At 65.5% G+C, this 19580-nt stretch carries 26 protein-coding genes; 20 read left to right on the top strand and 6 right to left on the bottom strand.

Going from position 1 to position 19580, the window contains the following annotated elements; all coding sequences use genetic code 11:
* Positions 1-33: 33 nt before the first annotated feature.
* Positions 34-513 carry a chemotaxis protein CheW gene (locus tag NP552_RS22615; RefSeq protein WP_043861833.1) on the top strand — a complete coding sequence of 160 codons (480 nt, stop codon included), beginning with the start codon at positions 34-36 and terminating at the stop codon, positions 511-513.
* 1 nt (position 514) lies between these two features.
* Positions 515-907, top strand: coding sequence for a DUF2802 domain-containing protein (locus NP552_RS22610; protein WP_043861834.1), 393 nt, complete (start codon positions 515-517; stop codon positions 905-907).
* A gap of 25 nt (positions 908-932) precedes the next feature.
* Here NP552_RS22610 and NP552_RS22605 read toward each other — a convergent pair whose 3' ends face one another.
* Complete coding sequence (locus NP552_RS22605) at positions 933-1268, bottom strand: EscU/YscU/HrcU family type III secretion system export apparatus switch protein (RefSeq protein WP_043861835.1); 336 nt, start codon at positions 1266-1268, stop codon at positions 933-935.
* Complete coding sequence (fliK, locus tag NP552_RS22600; RefSeq protein WP_274097182.1) at positions 1265-2836, bottom strand: flagellar hook-length control protein FliK; 1572 nt, start codon at positions 2834-2836, stop codon at positions 1265-1267. The genes NP552_RS22605 and fliK overlap by 4 nt, the downstream gene beginning before the upstream one ends.
* Before the next feature lie 182 nt (positions 2837-3018).
* On the opposite strand from fliK, the gene ccmA reads away from it, so the two are divergent.
* From ccmA to NP552_RS22540, 12 genes are all read left to right on the top strand, one after another.
* Positions 3019-3651, top strand: a complete 633-nt coding sequence (ccmA, locus tag NP552_RS22595; RefSeq protein ID WP_043861837.1) for a cytochrome c biogenesis heme-transporting ATPase CcmA — start codon at positions 3019-3021, stop codon at positions 3649-3651.
* Positions 3648-4316 carry a heme exporter protein CcmB gene (ccmB, locus tag NP552_RS22590; protein WP_043861838.1) on the top strand — a complete coding sequence of 223 codons (669 nt, stop codon included), beginning with the start codon at positions 3648-3650 and terminating at the stop codon, positions 4314-4316. The genes ccmA and ccmB overlap by 4 nt, the downstream gene beginning before the upstream one ends.
* Before the next feature lie 43 nt (positions 4317-4359).
* Positions 4360-5136, top strand: a complete 777-nt coding sequence (locus tag NP552_RS22585) for a heme ABC transporter permease (protein ID WP_043861839.1) — start codon at positions 4360-4362, stop codon at positions 5134-5136.
* Complete coding sequence (ccmD, locus tag NP552_RS22580) at positions 5133-5309, top strand: heme exporter protein CcmD (RefSeq protein ID WP_043861840.1); 177 nt, start codon at positions 5133-5135, stop codon at positions 5307-5309. The genes NP552_RS22585 and ccmD overlap by 4 nt, the downstream gene beginning before the upstream one ends.
* Positions 5306-5761, top strand: coding sequence for a cytochrome c maturation protein CcmE (gene ccmE, locus NP552_RS22575; protein WP_058542048.1), 456 nt, complete (start codon positions 5306-5308; stop codon positions 5759-5761). Before ccmD ends, ccmE begins: the two co-directional genes overlap by 4 nt.
* An 11-nt stretch (positions 5762-5772) precedes the next feature.
* Positions 5773-7746, top strand: a complete 1974-nt coding sequence (locus NP552_RS22570) for a heme lyase CcmF/NrfE family subunit (protein WP_274097187.1) — start codon at positions 5773-5775, stop codon at positions 7744-7746.
* Entirely contained in the window at positions 7743-8279 is a 537-nt protein-coding gene (locus NP552_RS22565; RefSeq protein WP_043861843.1) for a DsbE family thiol:disulfide interchange protein, read from the top strand. Before NP552_RS22570 ends, NP552_RS22565 begins: the two co-directional genes overlap by 4 nt.
* On the top strand, positions 8276-8752 hold the full coding sequence (locus NP552_RS22560) for a cytochrome c-type biogenesis protein (RefSeq protein WP_043861844.1): 477 nt from the start codon (positions 8276-8278) through the stop codon (positions 8750-8752). Before NP552_RS22565 ends, NP552_RS22560 begins: the two co-directional genes overlap by 4 nt.
* Complete coding sequence (gene ccmI / locus NP552_RS22555) at positions 8745-9929, top strand: c-type cytochrome biogenesis protein CcmI (RefSeq protein ID WP_043861845.1); 1185 nt, start codon at positions 8745-8747, stop codon at positions 9927-9929. Before NP552_RS22560 ends, ccmI begins: the two co-directional genes overlap by 8 nt.
* 10 nt (positions 9930-9939) lie before the next feature.
* Positions 9940-10350 (top strand): hypothetical protein, encoded by a 411-nt coding sequence (locus NP552_RS22550; RefSeq protein WP_043861846.1) that lies wholly within the window; start codon positions 9940-9942, stop codon positions 10348-10350.
* Between the two features lie 50 nt (positions 10351-10400).
* Positions 10401-11339, top strand: a complete 939-nt coding sequence (locus tag NP552_RS22545; protein ID WP_058542046.1) for a 2-hydroxyacid dehydrogenase — start codon at positions 10401-10403, stop codon at positions 11337-11339.
* Positions 11340-11430: 91 nt separating this feature from the next.
* Positions 11431-11844, top strand: coding sequence for a GFA family protein (locus NP552_RS22540; RefSeq protein ID WP_043861848.1), 414 nt, complete (start codon positions 11431-11433; stop codon positions 11842-11844).
* Here the strand turns inward: NP552_RS22540 and NP552_RS22535 are convergent.
* Positions 11837-12730 carry a LysR substrate-binding domain-containing protein gene (locus NP552_RS22535; protein WP_054915613.1) on the bottom strand — a complete coding sequence of 298 codons (894 nt, stop codon included), beginning with the start codon at positions 12728-12730 and terminating at the stop codon, positions 11837-11839. The genes NP552_RS22540 and NP552_RS22535 overlap by 8 nt on opposite strands.
* Positions 12731-12886: 156 nt before the next feature.
* On the opposite strand from NP552_RS22535, the gene NP552_RS22530 reads away from it, so the two are divergent.
* From NP552_RS22530 to NP552_RS22510, 5 genes are all read left to right on the top strand, one after another.
* The gene (locus tag NP552_RS22530; protein ID WP_123753585.1) at positions 12887-13819 is read left to right on the top strand and encodes a DMT family transporter; all 933 of its coding nucleotides are present in this window, start codon (positions 12887-12889) and stop codon (positions 13817-13819) included.
* Between the two features lie 91 nt (positions 13820-13910).
* Positions 13911-14249 carry an FKBP-type peptidyl-prolyl cis-trans isomerase gene (locus NP552_RS22525; protein WP_043861851.1) on the top strand — a complete coding sequence of 113 codons (339 nt, stop codon included), beginning with the start codon at positions 13911-13913 and terminating at the stop codon, positions 14247-14249.
* 80 nt (positions 14250-14329) lie between these two features.
* Complete coding sequence (locus NP552_RS22520; RefSeq protein ID WP_043861852.1) at positions 14330-14941, top strand: hypothetical protein; 612 nt, start codon at positions 14330-14332, stop codon at positions 14939-14941.
* 13 nt (positions 14942-14954) lie between these two features.
* Positions 14955-15542: a hypothetical protein gene (locus tag NP552_RS22515; protein WP_274097181.1), complete on the top strand. Its 588-nt coding sequence runs from the start codon at positions 14955-14957 to the stop codon at positions 15540-15542.
* Between the two features lie 205 nt (positions 15543-15747).
* Positions 15748-16410 (top strand): hypothetical protein, encoded by a 663-nt coding sequence (locus NP552_RS22510; RefSeq protein WP_058542044.1) that lies wholly within the window; start codon positions 15748-15750, stop codon positions 16408-16410.
* Positions 16411-16413: 3 nt separating this feature from the next.
* Here the strand turns inward: NP552_RS22510 and NP552_RS22505 are convergent, their stop codons facing one another.
* The 3 genes from NP552_RS22505 to NP552_RS22495 all read right to left on the bottom strand — a co-directional run bounded on the left by NP552_RS22505 (position 16414) and on the right by NP552_RS22495 (position 18523).
* Positions 16414-17091 (bottom strand): hypothetical protein, encoded by a 678-nt coding sequence (locus tag NP552_RS22505; protein WP_043861855.1) that lies wholly within the window; start codon positions 17089-17091, stop codon positions 16414-16416.
* Positions 17091-17987: a hypothetical protein gene (locus NP552_RS22500; protein ID WP_143516676.1), complete on the bottom strand. Its 897-nt coding sequence runs from the start codon at positions 17985-17987 to the stop codon at positions 17091-17093. The genes NP552_RS22505 and NP552_RS22500 overlap by 1 nt, the downstream gene beginning before the upstream one ends.
* Before the next feature lie 98 nt (positions 17988-18085).
* A complete protein-coding gene (locus NP552_RS22495; protein WP_043861856.1) occupies positions 18086-18523 on the bottom strand; it encodes an Lrp/AsnC family transcriptional regulator in 438 nt (145 codons plus the stop codon).
* A 131-nt stretch (positions 18524-18654) separates the two neighbouring features.
* Here NP552_RS22495 and NP552_RS22490 point away from each other — a divergent pair, with 131 nt between their 5' ends.
* A complete protein-coding gene (locus NP552_RS22490; protein ID WP_054915609.1) occupies positions 18655-19560 on the top strand; it encodes a DMT family transporter in 906 nt (301 codons plus the stop codon).
* Positions 19561-19580 lie beyond the last annotated feature (20 nt).

Raw genomic sequence — 19580 nt, 5'->3', positions numbered from 1 at the left:
CACCGCCGAGAACGGCTTTTGAGGGTTAGGGGAATGAAAAACATGACTGCGCAGGGTTCCGACGATCCGATTCTGCAGTGGGTAACGTTCAAGCTGGACAACGAGTCCTACGGCATCAACGTGATGCAGGTCCAGGAAGTGCTGCGCTACACCGAAATCGCTCCGGTGCCGGGCGCGCCGAGCTATGTGCTGGGCATCATCAACCTGCGCGGCAATGTGGTGACCGTGATCGACACGCGCCAGCGCTTCGGCCTGATGTCTGCCGAAATCTCCGACAACAGCCGTATCGTGATCATCGAGGCGGACAAGCAGGTGGTCGGCATCCTGGTCGATAGCGTGGCCGAGGTCGTGTACCTGCGTCAGTCGGAGATCGAGACCGCGCCGAATGTCGGCAACGAGGAATCGGCCAAGTTCATCCAGGGTGTGTGCAACAAGAACAACGAACTGCTGATCCTGGTCGAGCTGGACAAGATGATGACCGAGGAAGAGTGGTCCGAGCTGGAGAATATCTGAGTTGATTCTCGAGGGTGCTGTCATATTTCTGGCGCTGGTCTGGATCCTCAGCCTGTGGCTGTTCTACGGCTACAGCAAGCGCCAGCGCGAGCTGGCCTCGCAGCAGGCTCAGGGCGATGCGCTGCGTGACCAGCGCATCAAGGACCTGGCCAAGCGTGTGGACGATTACCAGAACGGTACGGTGCGCATGGGCGACGCGTTGCACGAGCTGCGCGCCGTGGTGGCGCCGTTGCCGGACAAGCTGATGCAACTGGAGCAGCGCGACCCCAACAGCCTGTCGTTCGCCCAGGCGGCGCGGCTGGTGGGCATGGGCGCCAGCGTCGACGAGCTGACCCAGTCCTGCGGCCTGACCCAGGCCGAAGCCGAGCTGATGAGCAAACTGCACCGCAGCTGATGCAAGGCACCCGGCCTGCGCGGCGTCAGTCCGGCGCAGGCAGGCTGTACAGGTTCGGGGTAATGTCGCGCTCCTGCGGGGCGTTGTCCACGAACCCCTCCGGCACCTGGCCCTTGAGCTGCCAGGCGAAGGCGATGATCTCGGCGATGGTCAGGTACAGCGCCTCCGGGATCTGATCGCCCAGCTCCATGCGCGCCAGCAGGCGTACCAGCTCGGCATTCTCGTAGATCGGCACTTCGTGTTCGCGGGCAATGGCCAGGATCGCCTCGGCCAGCTCGTCGTCGCCCTTGGCGCTCAAGGTCGGGGCCTGCTGGCCGTCGTAGGTCAGGGCAATGGCCTGACGTGGCGGGGTCTGGCTCATGCGTTTTCATCCACCCAGCGTTGTTCCAGATGCGTACGCGGCCCCTGTGGCGGCGTACCGTGATGGCACAGCAGTTCACCGACGTTGAGCCCGCGCTCCACCAACCGCGCGCGCAGCTTGCCGAGCTGGCTGTCGATCAGTTGCGCGGTGCTCGGCAGCTCCGCCCACAGCTGGCTGGACAGGTTGCCCTGGCTGATCTGTGCCTGCACCTGCAAGGGCCCCAGCGGGCTGAGGTCGAATGCCAGCTCCACGCGCCAGAGCATCTCCAGCGGGTCGCGCTGTTCGCGTTCCGGGTCGGCCTGCTGCTCGGGGGTTTCCTCGCGCTGCAGCTTCACTTGCAGCGGCATGAACTCCTGACCGTTGCGCACCGGTATCTCCAGTTGCCAGGTGGTCTGCAGGTTGCCGTCGGCGGTGGTGCGGGTTTGCTCCAGGCCAGCGAGCTGGTGGCTCTGCAGGCGTGAAATGGCTGCCGCTGCCAGGCGCAGCAGGTGTTCCAGGTCGCCTTCCTCGTCGCCACTTTGCAGCAGCCGCGAGGGCAGCGGAAAGCTTCCCGGGGCCGGGCGCGGGCTTACCTGGCCGAGCATGCCCAGGGCGTTGCGCACCATGCCCGGCAGCATCTGGGCCAGGGTGCTGGCGGCCACGGCCGGGTTGAACTGGGTGCTGCCGGGGAGGCCGGGCAGCAACTGCGCCACCAGCCGGATCACCTGGGCCTTGAGGTCGGGGGCGAGGGCGGCTGGGGCGCCAGCCAGCAGCTTGGCTTCCAGAAACGCGCCGCTGTTGTTCAGGGCCTGGGCCAGGCCCTTGGCCGTGCCGAGCTGTTCCATGTCCGGCAGGCTGGCCAGCAGGGTGCTCACGCTGGCCCGCACATCGGCCGGCAGGCGCTGCTCGGCGCTCATCTGTTGCAGGCTGGCGAGCAGGCCCGGCAGCGAGGCCTGGCGGCTCAGCTGCGCGCTAAGGTGCTGGGTGATCGCCAGTTGTTCCTGGCGCCCGCTCAGGGGCACGAAGCTGATCGACTGTTCACTCTGTACCCGTGCGCTGAGCAGGCTGCCCAGCGCCAGTGGCCGAGGGCTGTCGATGTTCAGGGTGGCGCCGGCCTGGGCGGTGTTGAGCAGGGTCACCAACGAGCGGAACAAGGCCGGCTGCCCGGCGGCCTGGGGCAGCGCCTGAGTGGTCAGCACCTTGCCCTGCAGCAGGGTGCCCGGCGGCAACTGGCGGGTGTCGAGCTGGGTGAGGGTGGCCACGTTGCGCGCGATGGCCTGCTGCACGGTGATGCTCAGGTTGCCGGCATTGGGCTGGCTGACCGTCAGCTCGCTGCCCTGGGGCAGGGGCTGGCTGGCGCTGGTCTGTACGGTGGTCTGGCGCCCGTTGGTCTGGGTCAGTTGCAGCAGCAGCTGGAAGTCCTGACCGACCTGGCGCAACGACAGTACCTGCGCCTGCGCGGTCTCGCCCGGGGCGAGCAGGGCAGGCTGGGGTTGCAGCAGCTTGAGCAGTTCGCCGGTCATCGCCGCGCTGCGCGCCTGGGGGTTGGCCAGGGCCTGCGGGCCAAGGCTGTTGATTTCGCCTGTCATCACGTTGCAACCTGTGGAAATAGCCCTCTTTGCAGTAGGACATGCCATGTATAATGCCGCCCGTTCCTGGCGGGTGCGCACGTCCTGTGGCGTGCCCGATGCGACCGGCCATGCCGTACAGCTGTTGCTCAGTATAACGGCCAGGCCCGGACCGACTTGAGACCGAACCATAAGGCGAACCTGTGACCCCTCGACTCGAAGCTGTGGGCCTGGCCTGCGAGCGCGACTGGCGAATGCTTTTCGAACACCTCGAACTGCACCTGGCGGCCGGTGACATGCTGCAGATCAGCGGCCCCAATGGCAGCGGCAAGACCAGCCTGCTGCGCCTGCTCAGCGGGTTGATGCGGCCCACCAGCGGTGAAATCCGCCTGGACGGCAAGCCCTTGGCCGAGCAGGGCAGCGAACTGGCCAGGATGCTGCTGTGGATCGGTCATGCGGCCGGCATCAAGGACCTGCTCACCGCCGAGGAAAACCTGGCCTGGCTGTGCGCCCTGCATCAGCCTGCCAGCCGCGAGGCGATCTGGCAGGCACTGGCGGCCGTGGGCCTGCGCGGCTTCGAAGATGTTGCCTGCCATACCCTGTCGGCCGGCCAGCAGCGCCGCGTGGCGCTGGCGCGGCTGTACCTGGACAGCCCGCCGCTGTGGATTCTCGACGAACCCTTCACCGCCCTCGACAAGCAGGGCGTGGCCCAGCTCGAAGCGCACCTGGCGGCGCATTGCGAGCGCGGCGGCATGGTCGTGCTGACCACCCACCACACGCTGGCGCAGACGCCGTCCGGCTACCGAGAACTGAACCTGGGGCAGTACGCGGCATGAGTGTGTTCGTTCATTTGCTGCGCCGAGAAGCGCAGGTGCTGTGCCGCCGGCCGGCCGAGCTTGCCAACCCATTGGTGTTCTTCGCGATCGTGATCGCGTTGTTCCCGTTGGCGGTCGGGCCGGAGACGCAATTGTTGCAAAACTTGTCCCCTGGGTTAGTCTGGGTGGCCGCCCTTTTATCCGTTCTGCTCTCGCTGGACGGGCTGTTTCGCAGTGATTTCGAGGACGGATCCCTCGAGCAGTGGGTCCTTTCGCCGCACCCCCTGGCGCTTCTGGTATTGGCAAAGGTGCTGGCACACTGGGCCTTTTCCGGTCTGGCACTGGTATTGTTGTCGCCGCTGCTGGCCCTGATGCTCGGTTTGCCGGTGCAATGCCTGCCGGTACTGCTGGCCTCGCTGCTGCTCGGTACCCCGGTACTGAGCCTGCTGGGTGCAGTGGGCGCAGCCTTGACCGTGGGTTTGAAGCGCGGTGGCCTGCTGCTGGCACTGCTTATTTTGCCGTTATATATCCCGGTGTTGATCCTGGGCAGTGGCGCCTTGCAGGCGGCACTGCAAGCTATGCCGGCGACCGGTTACCTGCTCTGGCTTGGCAGCCTGACCGCCCTTGCAGTAACCCTGGCACCCTTTGCAATAGCGGCTGGCCTGAAGATCAGCGTCGGCGAATAATGAGGTCTGGGCCCCGCCCAGCAAAGACCCTGGATGTACCGTGATGAAAAGCAGCGCAATAAGCTGGACGTGGTTTCACAAGCTGGGTTCACCCAAATGGTTCTATGCCATCAGCGGCCGCATGCTGCCGTGGCTGAGCATCGCCGCCATCCTGCTGATCGCCGTGGGCGTGGTCTGGGGCCTGGCCTTCGCCCCGCAGGACTACCAGCAGGGCAACAGTTTCCGAATCATCTACATCCACGTGCCGGCGGCCATGCTGGCGCAGTCGTGCTACGTGATGCTGGCGGTGGCCGGCGTGGTCGGCCTGGTCTGGAAGATGAAGATCGCCGACGTGGCACTGCAATGCGCCGCGCCCATCGGCGCCTGGATGACCGTGGTGGCCCTGAGCACCGGTGCCATCTGGGGCAAGCCGACCTGGGGCAGCTGGTGGGTTTGGGATGCACGACTAACGTCGATGCTGATCCTGCTGTTTCTGTACTTCGGTCTGATTGCCCTGGGCCAGGCGATCAGCAATCGTGAGAGCGCGGCCAAGGCCTGCGCGGTACTGGCGATTGTCGGCGTGATCAACATTCCGATCATCAAGTACTCGGTGGAGTGGTGGAACACCCTGCACCAGGGCGCCACCTTCACCCTCACCGAAAAGCCGGCGATGCCTGCCGAGATGTGGCTGCCGCTGCTGCTGACCGTGCTGGGGTTCTATTGCTTCTTCGGGGCGGTGCTGCTGTTGCGCATGCGCCTTGAAGTGCTGCGGCGCGAGGCACGCGCCAGTTGGGTCAAGGATGAAGTGTTGGGCCACCTGGGGCGGGAGACCGCACGATGAGTTTTGCCAGCTTCAATGATTTCCTCGCCATGGGCCATCACGGCCTCTATGTCTGGTCGGCCTATGGCATCTGCCTGCTGGTGCTGGCCATCAATGTTGCCGCGCCCGTACTGAGCAAGCGCCGGTATCTGCAAGAAGAAGCGCGCCGCCTGCGCCGGGAGAAGTCCAAGTGAATCCGCAACGCAAGAAGCGTCTGTTCATCATCCTCGGCCTGCTGGTGGGTGTCGGCGTCGCCGTCGGCCTGGCCCTGAGCGCGCTGCAGCAGAACATCAACCTGTTCTATACCCCTACCCAGATCGCCAACGGCGAAGCCCCGCTCGATACCCGCATCCGGGCCGGCGGCATGGTCGAGGCCGGTTCCCTGCAACGCTCCGGCGACTCGCTGGACGTGCGTTTCGTGGTCACCGACTTCAACAAGTCGGTGCCCATCACCTACCGCGGCATCCTGCCCGACCTGTTCCGTGAAGGGCAGGGCATCGTCGCCCTGGGCAAGCTCAACGCCGAGGGCGTGGTGGTGGCCGACGAGGTGCTGGCCAAGCACGACGAAAAATACATGCCGCCCGAGGTCACCAAGGCCCTGAAGGAAAGCGGCCAGGTGTCCACCGACGGCGGAGCCAAGCCATGAATGCTGCACTGATGATTCCCGAGCTGGGCCAGTTGGCGATGATCCTGGCCATCTGTTTTGCCGGCGTTCAGGCCAGCGTGCCGCTGCTCGGCGCCTGGCGGGGCGACAGCCTGTGGATGAGCCTGGCACGCCCGGCGGCGTGGGGTCAGTTCGCCTTCCTGGCGTTTGCCTTCGCCTGCCTGACCCATGCCTTCATGACCGACAACTTCTCGGTGGCGTATGTGGCCAGCAACTCCAACAGCGCCTTGCCCTGGTACTACAAGTTCAGCGCCGTGTGGGGCGCCCACGAAGGCTCGCTGCTGCTGTGGGCGCTGATCCTGGGCGGCTGGACCTTCGCCGTGTCGATCTTCTCGCGCCAGTTGCCGCAGATGATGCTGGCCCGGGTGCTGGCGGTGATGGGCATGATCAGCGTGGGCTTCCTGTCGTTTCTGATTGTTACCTCCAACCCGTTCCAGCGCCTGCTGCCGCAGGTGCCTGCCGATGGTCGCGACCTCAACCCGCTGCTGCAGGACATCGGCCTGATCGTGCACCCGCCGATGCTCTACATGGGCTACGTGGGCTTCTCGGTGGCCTTCGCCTTCGCCATCGCCGCCTTGCTCGGCGGGCGCCTGGACGCGGCCTGGGCACGCTGGTCGCGGCCCTGGACCATCGTGGCCTGGGCGTTCCTGGGCATCGGCATCACCCTGGGCTCGTGGTGGGCCTACTACGAACTCGGCTGGGGTGGCTGGTGGTTCTGGGACCCGGTCGAAAACGCCTCGTTCATGCCGTGGCTGGTGGGCACCGCACTGATCCACTCGCTGGCCGTCACCGAGAAGCGCGGCGTGTTCAAGAGCTGGACCGTGCTGCTGGCGATCGCTGCATTTTCGCTGAGCCTGCTGGGCACCTTCCTGGTGCGTTCCGGCGTGCTGACCTCGGTGCACGCCTTTGCCGCCGACCCCGAGCGCGGCGTGTTCATCCTGATCTTCCTGCTGTTCGTGGTCGGCGGTTCGCTGACCCTGTTCGCCTTGCGCGCCCCGGTGGTCAAGAGCCAGGTCGGGTTCGCCCTGTGGTCGCGGGAAACCCTGCTGCTGGCCAACAACCTGGTGCTGGTGGTGGCGGCCTCGATGATCCTGCTGGGCACCCTGTACCCGCTGGTGCTCGATGCACTGACCGGGGCCAAGCTGTCGGTGGGGCCGCCTTACTTCGATGCGCTGTTCATCCCGCTGATGGCCCTGCTGATGGTGGTGATGGCGGTCGGCGTGATCGTGCGCTGGAAGGACACCCCGACGAAATGGCTGGTGAGCATGCTGACCCCGGTGGCGATCGGCAGCGTGGTGCTGGCACCCATCGGCGGGCTGCTGGTGGACGACTTCGACTGGCAGGTACTGACCACCTTCGCCCTGGCGGCGTGGATCCTGCTGGCCGGCGTGCGCGACCTGCTCGACAAGACCCGTCACAAGGGTCTGCTCAAGGGCATGCGCGGCCTGAGCCGCAGCTACTGGGGCATGCACGTGGCGCACCTGGGCATCGCGGTATGCGCCCTGGGCGTGGTGCTGTCGAGCAACAACAGCGCCGAACGCGACCTGCGCCTGGCGCCGGGCGAGTCGATGGAACTGGGCGGCTACCAGTTCGTGTTCGAAGGCGCCAAGCATTTCGAAGGGCCGAACTTCACCTCCGACAAGGGCACCGTGCGCGTGCTGCGGGACGGTCGTGAAATCAGCGTGCTGCACCCGGAAAAACGCCTGTACACCGTGCAGCAGTCGGTGATGACCGAGGCCGGCATCGATGCCGGTTTCACCCGCGACCTGTACGTGGCGCTGGGCGAGTCGCTGGACAACGGCGCCTGGGCCGTGCGCGTGCACGTCAAGCCGTTCGTGCGCTGGATCTGGCTGGGCGGCCTGCTGACCGGCCTGGGCGGCCTGATGGCGGCGATGGACAAGCGGTATCGGGTCAAGGTGAAAAGCCGGGTACGTGAAGTACTGGGCATGTCGGGAGCAACTGCATGAAGCGTTGGATCATGGTGCTGCCGCTGGCGGTGTTTCTGCTGGTGGCAGTGTTTCTGTACCGGGGCCTGTACCTGGACCCGTCCGAGCTGCCCTCGGCGATGATCGGCAAACCCTTCCCGGCGTTCTCGCTGCCGACCGTGGAAGGCGACCGGACCCTGACCCGCGACGACCTGCTGGGCAAGCCGGCGCTGGTCAACGTGTGGGCCACCTGGTGCCCTTCGTGCAAGGTCGAGCACCCGGTGCTGAACAAGCTGGCCGAGCAGGGCGTGGTGATCTACGGGGTCAACTACAAGGACGAGAACGCGGCTGCGATCAAGTGGCTGACCGAGTTCCACAACCCCTACCAGATCGGCATCCGTGACGAGCACGGCACCCTCGGCCTGGACCTGGGTGTGTACGGCGCGCCGGAGACCTTCATCATCGACGCCAAGGGCATCATCCGGCACAAGTTCGTCGGTGTGGTCGACCAGACCGTGTGGCGCGAGCAACTGGCGCCGCTGTACCAGGGCCTGCTCGACGAGGCCGGCCAATGAGGCGCTGGCTGGCAGGCGCGCTGCTGGGCCTGAGCATCGCCGGCGTGGCCCACGCGGCCATCGACACCTATCAGTTCGCCGACGACGCCGAGCGCGAGCGTTACCACGTGCTGACCAAGGAACTGCGCTGCCCCAAGTGCCAGAACCAGGACATCGCCGACTCCAACGCACCGATTGCCGCCGACCTGCGCCGCGAGATCTTCCGCATGCTCGGCGAAGGCAAGGACAACCAGCAGATCATCGACTTCATGGTCGACCGCTATGGCGACTTCGTGCGCTACAAGCCGGCCCTGACGGCGCGTACCTGGCTGCTGTGGTTCGGCCCGGGCATCCTGCTGCTGGGCGGCTTCGGCATGCTGGCGCTGATCGTGCGCAAGCGCCGTACCCAGGCGGCGGGCGGCACCGTCGACCTTTCCCCCGAGGAGCGTGAGCGCCTCGCCAAACTGCTGGACAAAGAACGCACCCATGACTGAATTCTGGCTTCCCGCAGGCCTGCTGTTACTGGTAGCCCTGAGCTTTCTGCTGATCCCGGTGTTGCGCGTGCGTCGTGCGCAACAGGAAGAAGACCGTACCGCGTTGAACGTGGCCCTGTACCAGGAGCGCGTGGCCGAACTGCAGGCCCAGGGCGAGGCCGGCGTGCTCACCACCGAGCAACTGGACCGTGGCCGCGACGAGGCCGCCCGCGAACTGCTGGCCGACACCGACAACGCCGAACCCGACCGCAGTGCGCGCCTGGGCAAGACCTTGCCGCTGCTGGCCGCGGTGCTGGTGCCGGTGATGGGCCTCGGGCTGTACCTGCACTTTGGCGCCAGCGACAAGGTCGAGCTGACCCGCGAGTTCGCCCAGGCGCCGCAGTCGGTGCAGGAGATGACCTCGCGCCTGGAGCGTGCGGTGCAGGCCCAACCAGACTCGGCCGAAGGCCTGTACCTGCTGGGCCGTGCCTACATGGCCCAGGAACGCGCCGCCGATGCTGCCAAGGCCTTCGAGCGCGCTGCTGCCCTGGCCGGGCGTCAGCCTGAGCTGCTTGGGCAATGGGCGCAGGCGCTGTACTTCGGTAACGGCAAGCAGTGGACAGCGCAGATGCAGGCGTTGACCGACGAAGCGCTCAAGGCCGATCCGGCGGAAGTCACCAGCCTGGGGCTGCTGGGTATCGCCGCGTTCGAGGACGGGCGCTACCAGCAGGCCATCGACTACTGGAACCGTCTGATTGCCCAACTGCCCGAGGGCGATGCCTCGCGTGCCGCGCTGCAGGGCGGCATCGAGCGTGCTGGCGAACGGCTCAAGGCCGCGGGCCAGGCGCCGGCCACCAGCGCACGCCTGACGGTGCGGGTCGAGCTGGCGCCGGCGCTCAAGGACAAGGTGCGTCCCGATGACAGCGTGTTCATATTTGCCCGCGCCAGTTCCGGGCCGCCGATGCCGCTGGCGGCCAAGCGCGTGACCGTGGCCGACCTGCCGATCGAGGTTCAGCTCAGCGACAGTGATGCGATGATGCCGAACATGAAACTGTCGAGCTTCCCCGAAGTCCAACTGGTTGCGCGCGTCTCCCGTGCCGGCCAGCCGACCAAGGGCGAGTGGATCGGCCGTGGCAGCCCGCTGGCCAGCAGCACCGAGGCGCCGCAGCACCTGACCATCGACAGCCCGGACCCGTAGAGAGACCACTATGAACAGCATCGCACGCCTCACCCTGATCGCCCTGGCCGTGGGCTTGAGTGCGTGTACGGTGCATCGGCCCAGCGAGCCCACCGTGCCGCCGATCGAAACCCTGCCGCCGACCGGGCCGGTGATCAAGCCGGTGCCGGGGCCCAAGCCAGGTACCCCGGCCACGCTGCCGACGCCCAAGCCGATGCCACGCACCTCGGCAAGCTTCGCGCCGCCGCCGGGTGGCGCCAGCCACTGGGACCCGAAACTCGGGGTGTACGTGCTCGAAGGCAAGACCAACACCTTCTACCGCCAACGCACCTACTACCGCTTCAGCAATGGCTGGAGCTGGGCCACCAGCCCTGACGGCCCCTGGCAGGACACCGACAGCAGCGGCGTGCCGGGCGGCCTGGGACGGGCTTTCGCCCAGTAAGCCCAAGCCGGCATAATGCCCCTTTTTTGCGAATGGCCAGGGGGCAGGGCATGACACACAAGGTACTGGTGCTGGTAGAAACGGTGGATGACTACCTGCCCTTGCTCGAACAGGCCGGCTTCGAGCTGATTCGTGCACAGACCCCGGCCCTGCGTGCCGAGGCCATCGCCCGCCACGGCGGCGCAATCGATGCGGTACTGACCCGCGGGCCGCTGGGCTTGCGGGCCGACGAAATCGCCGCCTTGCCCCATCTGAAAATCATCTGCGTCATCGGCGCCGGGTACGAGGAAGTGGACCTGGCAGCGGCTGCTGCGCGTGGCATCACCGTGACCAATGGCGCCGGTGCCAACGCCACGGCGGTGGCCGACCATGCCCTGGCGCTGCTGTTCGCCATCGTGCGCGATATTCCCCGTGCCGATGCCACCACCCGCCTGGGGCAGTGGAACCGTGTGATCAGCCCGTCGCTGAGCGGCAAGCGCCTCGGGGTACTGGGCCTTGGCGCGACGGGGTTGGCGATTGCCCGGCGTGCGGCGCAGGGCTTCGACATGCAGGTCAGCTACCACAACCGCCGGCCACGCACCGACGTGCCCTACACCTGGTGCGAAAGCCCGCTGGCGCTGGCGGGGGCGGTGGACTTTCTGATCGTTGCCACCCCGGGCGGGGCCGGTACGCGCCACCTGGTCGACGCGGCAGTGCTGGACGCACTGGGGCCTCAGGGTTTTCTGGTGAACATTGCGCGGGCCAGCGTGGTGGACACCGATGCGATGGTGGCGGCGTTGCGCGAAGGGCGTATTGCCGGGGCCGGGCTGGATGTGTTCGATGCCGAGCCTGAAGTGCCGCAGGCACTCAAGGCGCTGGACAACGTGGTGCTGACCCCGCATGTGGCCGGACAGTCGCCGGAAGCGGCGCGCGATACGGTGGCGCTGGTGCTGCGCAACCTGCAGGCGTTCTTTGCCGGGGAACCGGTGTTGACCCCGGTGACGGCGTAATCCGCTGTAGGAGCCGGCCTTGCCGGCGAAAGGGCCGGGGCCGACTGCTGCTAGACTTCAGCCCTACCGCTCACCGCAAGGACCCTGCACCATGTCCCAACCCCAGGAAAAACACGGCAGCTGCCTGTGCGGCGCCATTCACCTCAGCGTCAGCCTCGACAACGCCAGTGTCAGCGCTTGCCATTGCAGCATGTGCCGCAAATGGTCCGGTGGCCCGTTGATGGTGGTGCACAGCACCCAGACCCTCAGGCTCAGCGGCGACACCCCGCGCATCTACGATTCCTCCGAGTGGGCCCAGCGCGGCTTCTGCGGCACCTGCGGCACCCACCTGTTCTATCGCCTCAAGGCCGGCGGCTTCGACGCCGTGCCGGTGGGCGTGCTCGATGGCGAGAGTGACTGGGCGCTGGAACTGCAGATCTACATCGATCAGAAGCCGGGCTACTACTGCTTCGCCAACCAGACCCGGACCCTCACCGGCGCCGAGGTGCAAGCGCAGTTCAGTTGAGCGCAAGCAACCAGTCCCTGAACACCTGGGCCGCCGGCGAGCACACGCGCTGCCTGTCGTGCACCAGGTAGTCGGCCTGGCCGGTGTGCACGACGAACTCCGACACCGGCCGCACCTGCCCGCTGGCGATGCGCTCGCGGGCCATGAACTCCCAGCCCAACCCCACCCCCATGCCCTGCATCACTGCGTCGAACACCAGGGTGATCTGATTGAATGTCACCGCATCGGCCGGCGCCTTGTAGCGCACCCCCAGGTGCGCGAACCAGTCGGGCCAATCCAGACAGTTCCAGGCCGAGGCATCCAGCTGGATCAGCGGCAGGGCCTGCAGCGCCGCCAGCGAATCGGCTGGCGGCAGGGCCCGCTGGGTGCTGACGATGGGGTAGATGCATTCATCGAACAGCTTGTCGGCCTGCAGTGAACTCCAGCGGCCATGGCCGTACAGCACGCCGAAGTCATAGTTGCCCACCACGCGTTCATCCATCTCGTTGCTGGCATGGATGTTCACTGTCAGCTCGGGGTGCTGTGCGTTGAAGCGCAGCAGCCGCGGGAACAACCAGTACTGTGCCACCGCATGGGTGCAGATCACGCTGACATTGCGGCTGCCGTGCCCGCTCTTGAGGCGCAATACGTTGGCCAGCAGGCTGTCGAGCATCGGCTCGACGATGGCATTGAAGCCACTGCCGGCGGCGGTCAGGGTGATGCCGCGGGCGCGGCGTTCGAACAGCGGCGCACCCAGGTGTTCTTCAAGCAGCTTGATCTGTTTGCTCACCGCGCTCTGGGTCAGCGACAGCTCGGCGGCGGCGCGGGTGAAGCTGCCGGTGCGTACCACCGCCTCGAAAGCGATCAGGGTATCCAGCGGGGGCAGGTGACGGCTGAAGCGGCTCATTGCGGTGTCTTTGGTTCAGGGAATGGCTGGATAGTAAACCCGGTGCTTTGCGCTTTAAAGGTATTCCCCATGGGAATGCCTGCATGCCGAATGATCTTTTGCCTGGACGCCTGCATTTGGCTAGCCTGCGTGCTCTGAAAAACGAGGAGCAGGCAAGTGAAACGGGGTGTGGCGTATGCCGGCGTGGCCGGTGCGATGTGGGGCATGGTGCTGATGGTGCCGCAACTGCTGCCGGAGTTCAGCCCGGTGCTGCTGGCCTGTGCGCGGTTCGTCCTGCTGGGGGCGGTATCGCTCGCGCTGCTGCTGCCAATGCGCAAGGCGCTGCGTCAGCTCGAACGGGCAGACGTGTGGATGCTGGCGCGCCTGGCGCTGATCGGCAACCTGCTGTACTTCATGTGCCTGGTGGCGGCGATCCAGCGCCTGGGCGTGGCGCCGGCATCGCTGATCGTTGGTGTGCTGCCGCTGACCATCACCCTGTACGGGCGCAATGACAGCGGCGCGGTGGCCCTGTCGCGCCTGGCCGGGCCGCTGGCGCTGATCCTGGCGGGCATGCTGTGCATCAACCTGCAGACCTTCGCGGTGGAGCCGGGGGCGGTGCAGGACAAGCTCGCCGGGCTGCTCTATGCGCTGGCCGCGCTGGCCTGCTGGACCTGGTACGCCACCTACAACAGCCGCTATCTCAAGCAGTGCCGGCACCTGGACAGCCATCAGTGGTCGGTGCTCACCGGGGTGGTGACCGGCGTGTTCAGCCTGGTGCTGGTGGCGCTGCTGTGGGTGTGGCAGCCGCAGCAGTTGCAGGTGCAGGCCACTGCTGAGCGCTGGCAGCTGTTCTGGGCGTTCAGCCTGGGTTGCGCGCTGTTTGGCTCGTGGCTGGCGGGGGTGTTGTGGAATGCGGCAGCCAAGCGCATGCCGCTGACCCTGAGCGGGCAGTTGATCGTGTTCGAGACCCTGTTTGCCTTGCTGTATGCGTTCATCTGGCGCCAGAGCGGGCCGAACCTGCTGGAGGGCGCGGCGATCGTGCTGGTGGTGGGCGGGGTGTGCTGGTCGATGCGCCAGCACGAGCCGGTGACAGCCAGCGCCACCTCATGATCCGCGTTCGCTCCCCACAGCCTTGCAAAACACGGCCATTGCTGCGAAAACGCATCGGCAGAAAACGTCCCATAGCCGTCAGAGATCACCCATGAGCAACGAACTTCAAATCATCGACCTCCAGTTGGGCGACGGCAAGGCGGCCGTCAAGGGGGCACTGATCACCACCCAGTACACCGGCTGGCTGGACGATGGCAGCGTATTCGATTCCTCCCACCAACGCGGCAAGCCGTTCCAGTGCGTGATCGGCACCGGCCGCGTGATCAAGGGCTGGGACCAGGGCCTGATGGGCATGCAGGTGGGCGGCAAGCGCAAGCTGATCGTGCCGGCGCACCTGGGTTACGACGCGCGTAGCGTAGGCAGCATCCCACCGAATTCGACCCTCACCTTCGAGATCGAGCTGCTCGAGGTCCTCACCCGCGACGATTGAGGGCTGAGTCATTCTCATTACAGTCTTTGGCCCTGATGCCGATAACAGCCTGTCTCTCACCCGAAGCAAGGACATTTTGCGTGCTGCGTACTTTCTGTTTTCTTTTCCTGGCCTGCCTCGGCCTTACCGGTTGCTACTCCTTCACACCGGTGGGCCCGATCGGCGAACCGGTCACCGTGGCCGACAACACTGCACAGCGGGGCGCCCAGATCGCCGACGTGGCCATCACCGCGCCCGACCTCAAGGATGACGTGCGCCTGAACATCAGCCGCCAGCTCACCGCACAGATCAGCCACTACGTCGACCGCGGCGAGTACTTCACCAAACTGGTGGAATTTCCCGCCACCCTGGGCGAGCAGGATGTAGTGCTCAAGTTCACCATCACCTCGCTCAAGGGCAAGCGCACCACGCACCCCGGTTACGTTCCCGGCGCGTTGGTGACGCTGACGTTCTGGATCTGGTTCAACGGCCCGATCTATGTCGACAAGTACGACCTGGCCGGCGAGCTGGTGATCGAAGACCGCGACGGCAAGCGCCTCACCCGCGTCACCGAGCAGGTCAAGCTCGACAACAATGTCGGCCTGTACGACAACGACTATGCCAACGGCAGCCTGGGGGGCGTGCAGTTGCGTCAGCTGATCACCAGGTTGCTCGACACCGCGACGGCTGCCCCGCAATTGGCCACTCACTGAAAGGAATTCAACCATGCGTCATTGCCTAATGGCCCTGTTGCTGGCCCTCAGCACGGCCCTGACCGGCTGCATCAGCTACTCCCAGCACCAGTTGCCGGTGGTCGAAGCCTGGCCGCCGCTGCCTGCCGCCGATGCGGCGCCCGCGCACAAGACCGCCTATGTGCGCTTCAATACACTGTACGAGTTCAACGGCCAGCCGCGCGCCAGCAACGCCAACCTGATGCGTTTCGAAAAGACCCTGGTGCAGAGCTATGAACAGAGCGAGCGCTTCACACGGGTGACCAGCGAGAAGGTCGACTCTGACGTGTACGCCTACGTCACGCTCAGGAACAACGAGCAAGGCAACGTGCTGGCGGCGACGCTGACCGGTGCGACGCTGTTCATCATCCCGTCCACCTTCGACAACACTCTGACCCTGGAGACGCTGTACAAGGACCGTGAAGGCAAACTCATCGGCAAGGTCAGCAAGAGCGAAACCATCACCACCTGGATGCAATTGCTGTTGATCTTCACGGTGCCGTTCAACGATTCGGGCGATGCCATCATCGAGCACCTGAGCCGCAGTTCGGTTGAAGAAGCGATCCGGCGCAAGCTGATCTGAGCGTCATCATCGCGAAACATCCCTGCGCCAGACTGGCGCTGGCTCAAGGCTGAGCCGGCACGGATGAACCAAACGGGTTTGCGACACTCTCAAGCACGCCCGTTTCCACGGATGGAACGACAGACAGGGATCACCCCGCAGCCTCGGCTGCGGGGTGGCACAGGCGGGTCAGCCTCAACCCTATTTGTCGCAAAGAGCCCGTGCCATGAAGTTGCCCTCCTTTTTTCGGCGTTATCGCCCTGCGCTGTTTTCCGTTCCGCTGGTCGTCGGCGCCACCCTGCTGACCTTCGAAGCGCTCGAAAGCCGAGCCCAGCCGGTGGACGGCACCCAGACCCTGGTCTTCCTGCGCCATGCAGAAAAGCCCGGCGAAGGCCTCGGGCAACTGAACTGCCAGGGCCTCAACCGCGCCCTGGACCTGGCCACTCTGCTCCCGGAAAAATTCGGCCCCGCCGACTACGTGTTTGCCGCCAACCCCAGCCGCGAAGTGGAGGAGGGCAGCAACGACAATGCCTACAGCTATATCCGTCCGCTGATGACCATCAGCCCGAGCGCGATCAAGCTCGGCCTGCCGGTGAACATCGACTTCGGCGCCAACGACACCGGCGACCTGGCCGACGAGCTGCTGCAGGACAAGTACCGCAACGCCACGGTCTACACCGCGTGGTCACACGGCTACCTGCCCGAGCTGATCAACACCGTGGCCGGCAAGGCGCTGGGCGAAAAACGCACCATCACCGACGACTGGGACGGCGAGGATTTCGACTCGCTGTATGTGCTGACCCTGACCTGGCACGACGGCAAGGCCAGCCTGCTCAGCCGCAACTACAAGCAGGGGCTGGACAACGGCGACCTCGCCTGCCCGAGCTGAGGGCTAGTTCACCACCTCGAAGCGTGCGCTGGCCTCGCGCCACTCGAACGTCTTGCCCAGGCAATACGGGCTGGAAGGGATGAGCACCTGGGTGGCGCCACCCTGCAGGCGTACCTGGACGGTGTCGATACCCTTGCTGCGACAGCCCGGCACCTTCACCTCCAGCGTCTGCTGCAGCTTGCCGGTGGCCTTGTCCATCACCTGGATGGTTTCGAGGGCGGCATAGTCCATGTCCATCGGCAACTGGAAGTAGAAGCGTTCGGTGGATGCGGCCTGGGGCAGTACCGCGCCCGGCGAGGGTGTCTGCAGGCCGATGTCGGCCACCAGCTTGAGCGTGAAGGGCAGCTGCTTGCCGCTGGCGTAGGCGGTCCAGGTGCCTTGCAGCGGCTGGGCACGGCTGCTGAAATCGGCTTTCTGGAAATGCAGGCGCGCGGTGGGCAGGCCGCCGCTGTCCAGTTCGTCCATGGCGAAGTTGTAGGTGTCGGTGTTGCGCGTGGGCTTGAGCCGGATCGGCGTGTGGTAGCGCTCGTAGTAGTAGATACCGGTCACGTAGTCGTTGGTGCGCTCGATCACCAGCGTCACCGGCAACCCGCCGAGTTTGCCCTGGTACACGGAATGGTAGGCCAGGGCATTGGCGCTCAGGCACAGCAGCAGGCAGGCGAACAGGGTACGAAACGGCATCAGAAAGGCTCCACGCTGTGGCGCTGCCACACCAGTTGCTTGGGGTCGACGAAGTGGTAGTACTGCCAGTCGCTGGTCCCGGTGTCGTAGTTGCTGCCCTGGCGCTGGGCTACCCAGCCGGGGGCGGGGAACTTGAGCGCGCCCTTGTCGCCCAGCGCTTCGAGTTCGGTGTGGCGTTGGTAGGTATTGCTGGTGGGCTGGTACAGGTAGAACTGGTCCGGCTCCTGGTTGGCGCCGCCGGTGGCGCGCTGGCCGATGGGCGAGGCCCTGAAGTCGATGATGCCGTCACCGTTGTAGTCGGCGAAGGTCAGGGTGCGGGTGCCGTTGAACGCCAGCGCCAGGTTGTCCAGCACCTGCAGTGTGCTGCCGCTGGCGAGGTCGATGATAGTGATGCGATCGACCTTGCCGGTGTATTCGCCCTCGGCCTTGCTGGCGTGCACATAGAAGCTCTTGCCGCGGTTCTGCGGCTGTTGCAGCAGCTCGCCTTGCCAGCTGGAGCGCTGCTCGTCGCTGAAGCGAGTCTGGCGCGTGAGGCTGAAGGGCACACGTTCCCGGGTGCGCAGGTCGATCCATTCGCCACTGAAGTCGCGATCGTGCGTGAACACGAAGGGGCGCACCCGCAATGCTGCGGCGGGCATGCGCGGGTTGTCCATGATGTTGATCAGCAGTGGCACGTCCTTGCTGTAGGGCGTCACTTCCAGTGGCTGGCTGGTGTGGTGCTCGGTGTCCAGCAGGTAGCCTTGCACGTACTCGTACTGCGAGGTGTATTGCAGGGCGACCTCGACCTTGCGCTCGCCGAGGGTGCCCTGGTACAGGTTGATCGGGTCGGTGGCGTGGGCGCTGGTGAAGGCCAGCGCCAGGCCCAGCATGCAGAGGGGCCTTGGGAAAGCGAACATGGTGACGGTGCGTCCTTGCGGGAGAGGGGCGCAAGGCTAGCATATGTGTGGAACGTGCCGTTGCTCTGCGAATCCCGCGCCGCCCGCCAGTATGGCGCTTATGCCATCGGCGGCAGCCGTCGCTTCACCGGGCTTTTCTTGACGATGGCGGTGTTGGTTTCGGCGTGGCTGTTGAGCTTGTCGAGCAAGGTGTCGAGCTGCTCCATCGAGCGTACATGCAGGCGCGCGATGAAGCAGTCGTCACCCGTGACCTTGTCGCACTCGGTGAACTCGGGGATGGCGATGATCTGGCGCTCCACCTCCTGCAACTGCCCCGGCAACGGACGAATGCGCACGATGGCCTGCAACTGGTACCCGAAGCTGCGCGGGTCGATGTCGACCGTGTAGCCCTTGAGCACGCCGCGTTCTTCCAGGCGACGCAGGCGCTCGCTGACGCTGGGCGCCGACAGCCCGCTCAGGTGCGCCAGCGCCTTGAGCGAACGCCGCGAGTCTTCCATCAGCGCCTTGATCAACAGCTGGTCGATATCGTCAGTCATGCAATCCTCGTCAGGCAGATCAATGAAATTGCCTTGATAAAAAAGGCAAGGCTTGAGTCTAGCCTTGTTTTTGCTATGGAGTGCCCTGGCTTCTCGCTCGCATAATCTGTCCATCGTCTGGGAGGTGAGAGATGGACAATTCAATACGCCGTGGGTCGTTGGAAATGGTCGCCGCGATGCTGATATCCGGCACCATCGGCTGGTTCGTGCTGGTGTCGGGGCAACCGGTGCTGGACGTGGTGTTCTGGCGCTGCGTGTTCGGCGCCGGCACGCTGTTGCTGGTGTGCGCCGTGCTGGGCTTTCTGCGGCCGGGCATCCTCACACGTGCCAGCTTTGCCCTGGCGGTACTCAGCGGGGTGGCCATCGTGGGCAACTGGGTGCTGCTGTTCGGCTCCTATTCACGGGCCTCGATTGCCATCGGTACGGCGGTGTACAACGTGCAGCCGTTCATGCTGGTGGGGCTGGCGGCGGTGTTTCTGGGTGAAAAGCTCAGTGTGCCCAAGCTGTTCTGGCTGGGGGTGTCGTTTGCCGGGATGCTGGCCATTGTGAGTGCCCACGGCAGCGGGCAGGGCAGTGGCGAGGATTACCTGCTGGGCATCGCGCTGGCGCTGGGCGCGGCGTTTCTGTACGCGGTGGCCGCGCTGATCATCAAGCGCCTGAGTGGCACGCCGCCGCACCTGATCGCGCTGATCCAGGTGAGCACCGGCATCCTGTTGCTGGCGCCCTTTGCCAATACCGGCGGCCTGCCGGGCACTGCGGGGGCGCTGGCCAGCCTGGTGACGCTGGGTATCGTGCACACCGGCCTGATGTACGTGCTGCTGTATGGCGCCATCCAGAAACTGCCGACCGCGTTGACCGGGGCGCTGTCGTTCATCTACCCGATTGCGGCGATCTTCGTCGACTGGTTTGCCTTTGGTCATCGCTTGAGCGCGCTGCAATGGCTGGGGGTGGCGGCGATTCTGCTGGCGGCTGCCGGCATGCAGCAGGGCTGGTGGTGGAGGGCGAGCGGCAAGCTGCACGCCACAAGCGACAAGTAAACAGGCGCCCGGCGCAAACT

The organism is Pseudomonas sp. 8209 (assembly GCF_028682105.1).
Lineage (GTDB): Bacteria > Pseudomonadota > Gammaproteobacteria > Pseudomonadales > Pseudomonadaceae > Aquipseudomonas > Aquipseudomonas palmensis.
Note: the sequence above shows the minus strand (reverse complement) of the source record. Positions and strands in the feature narration are given on the sequence as shown.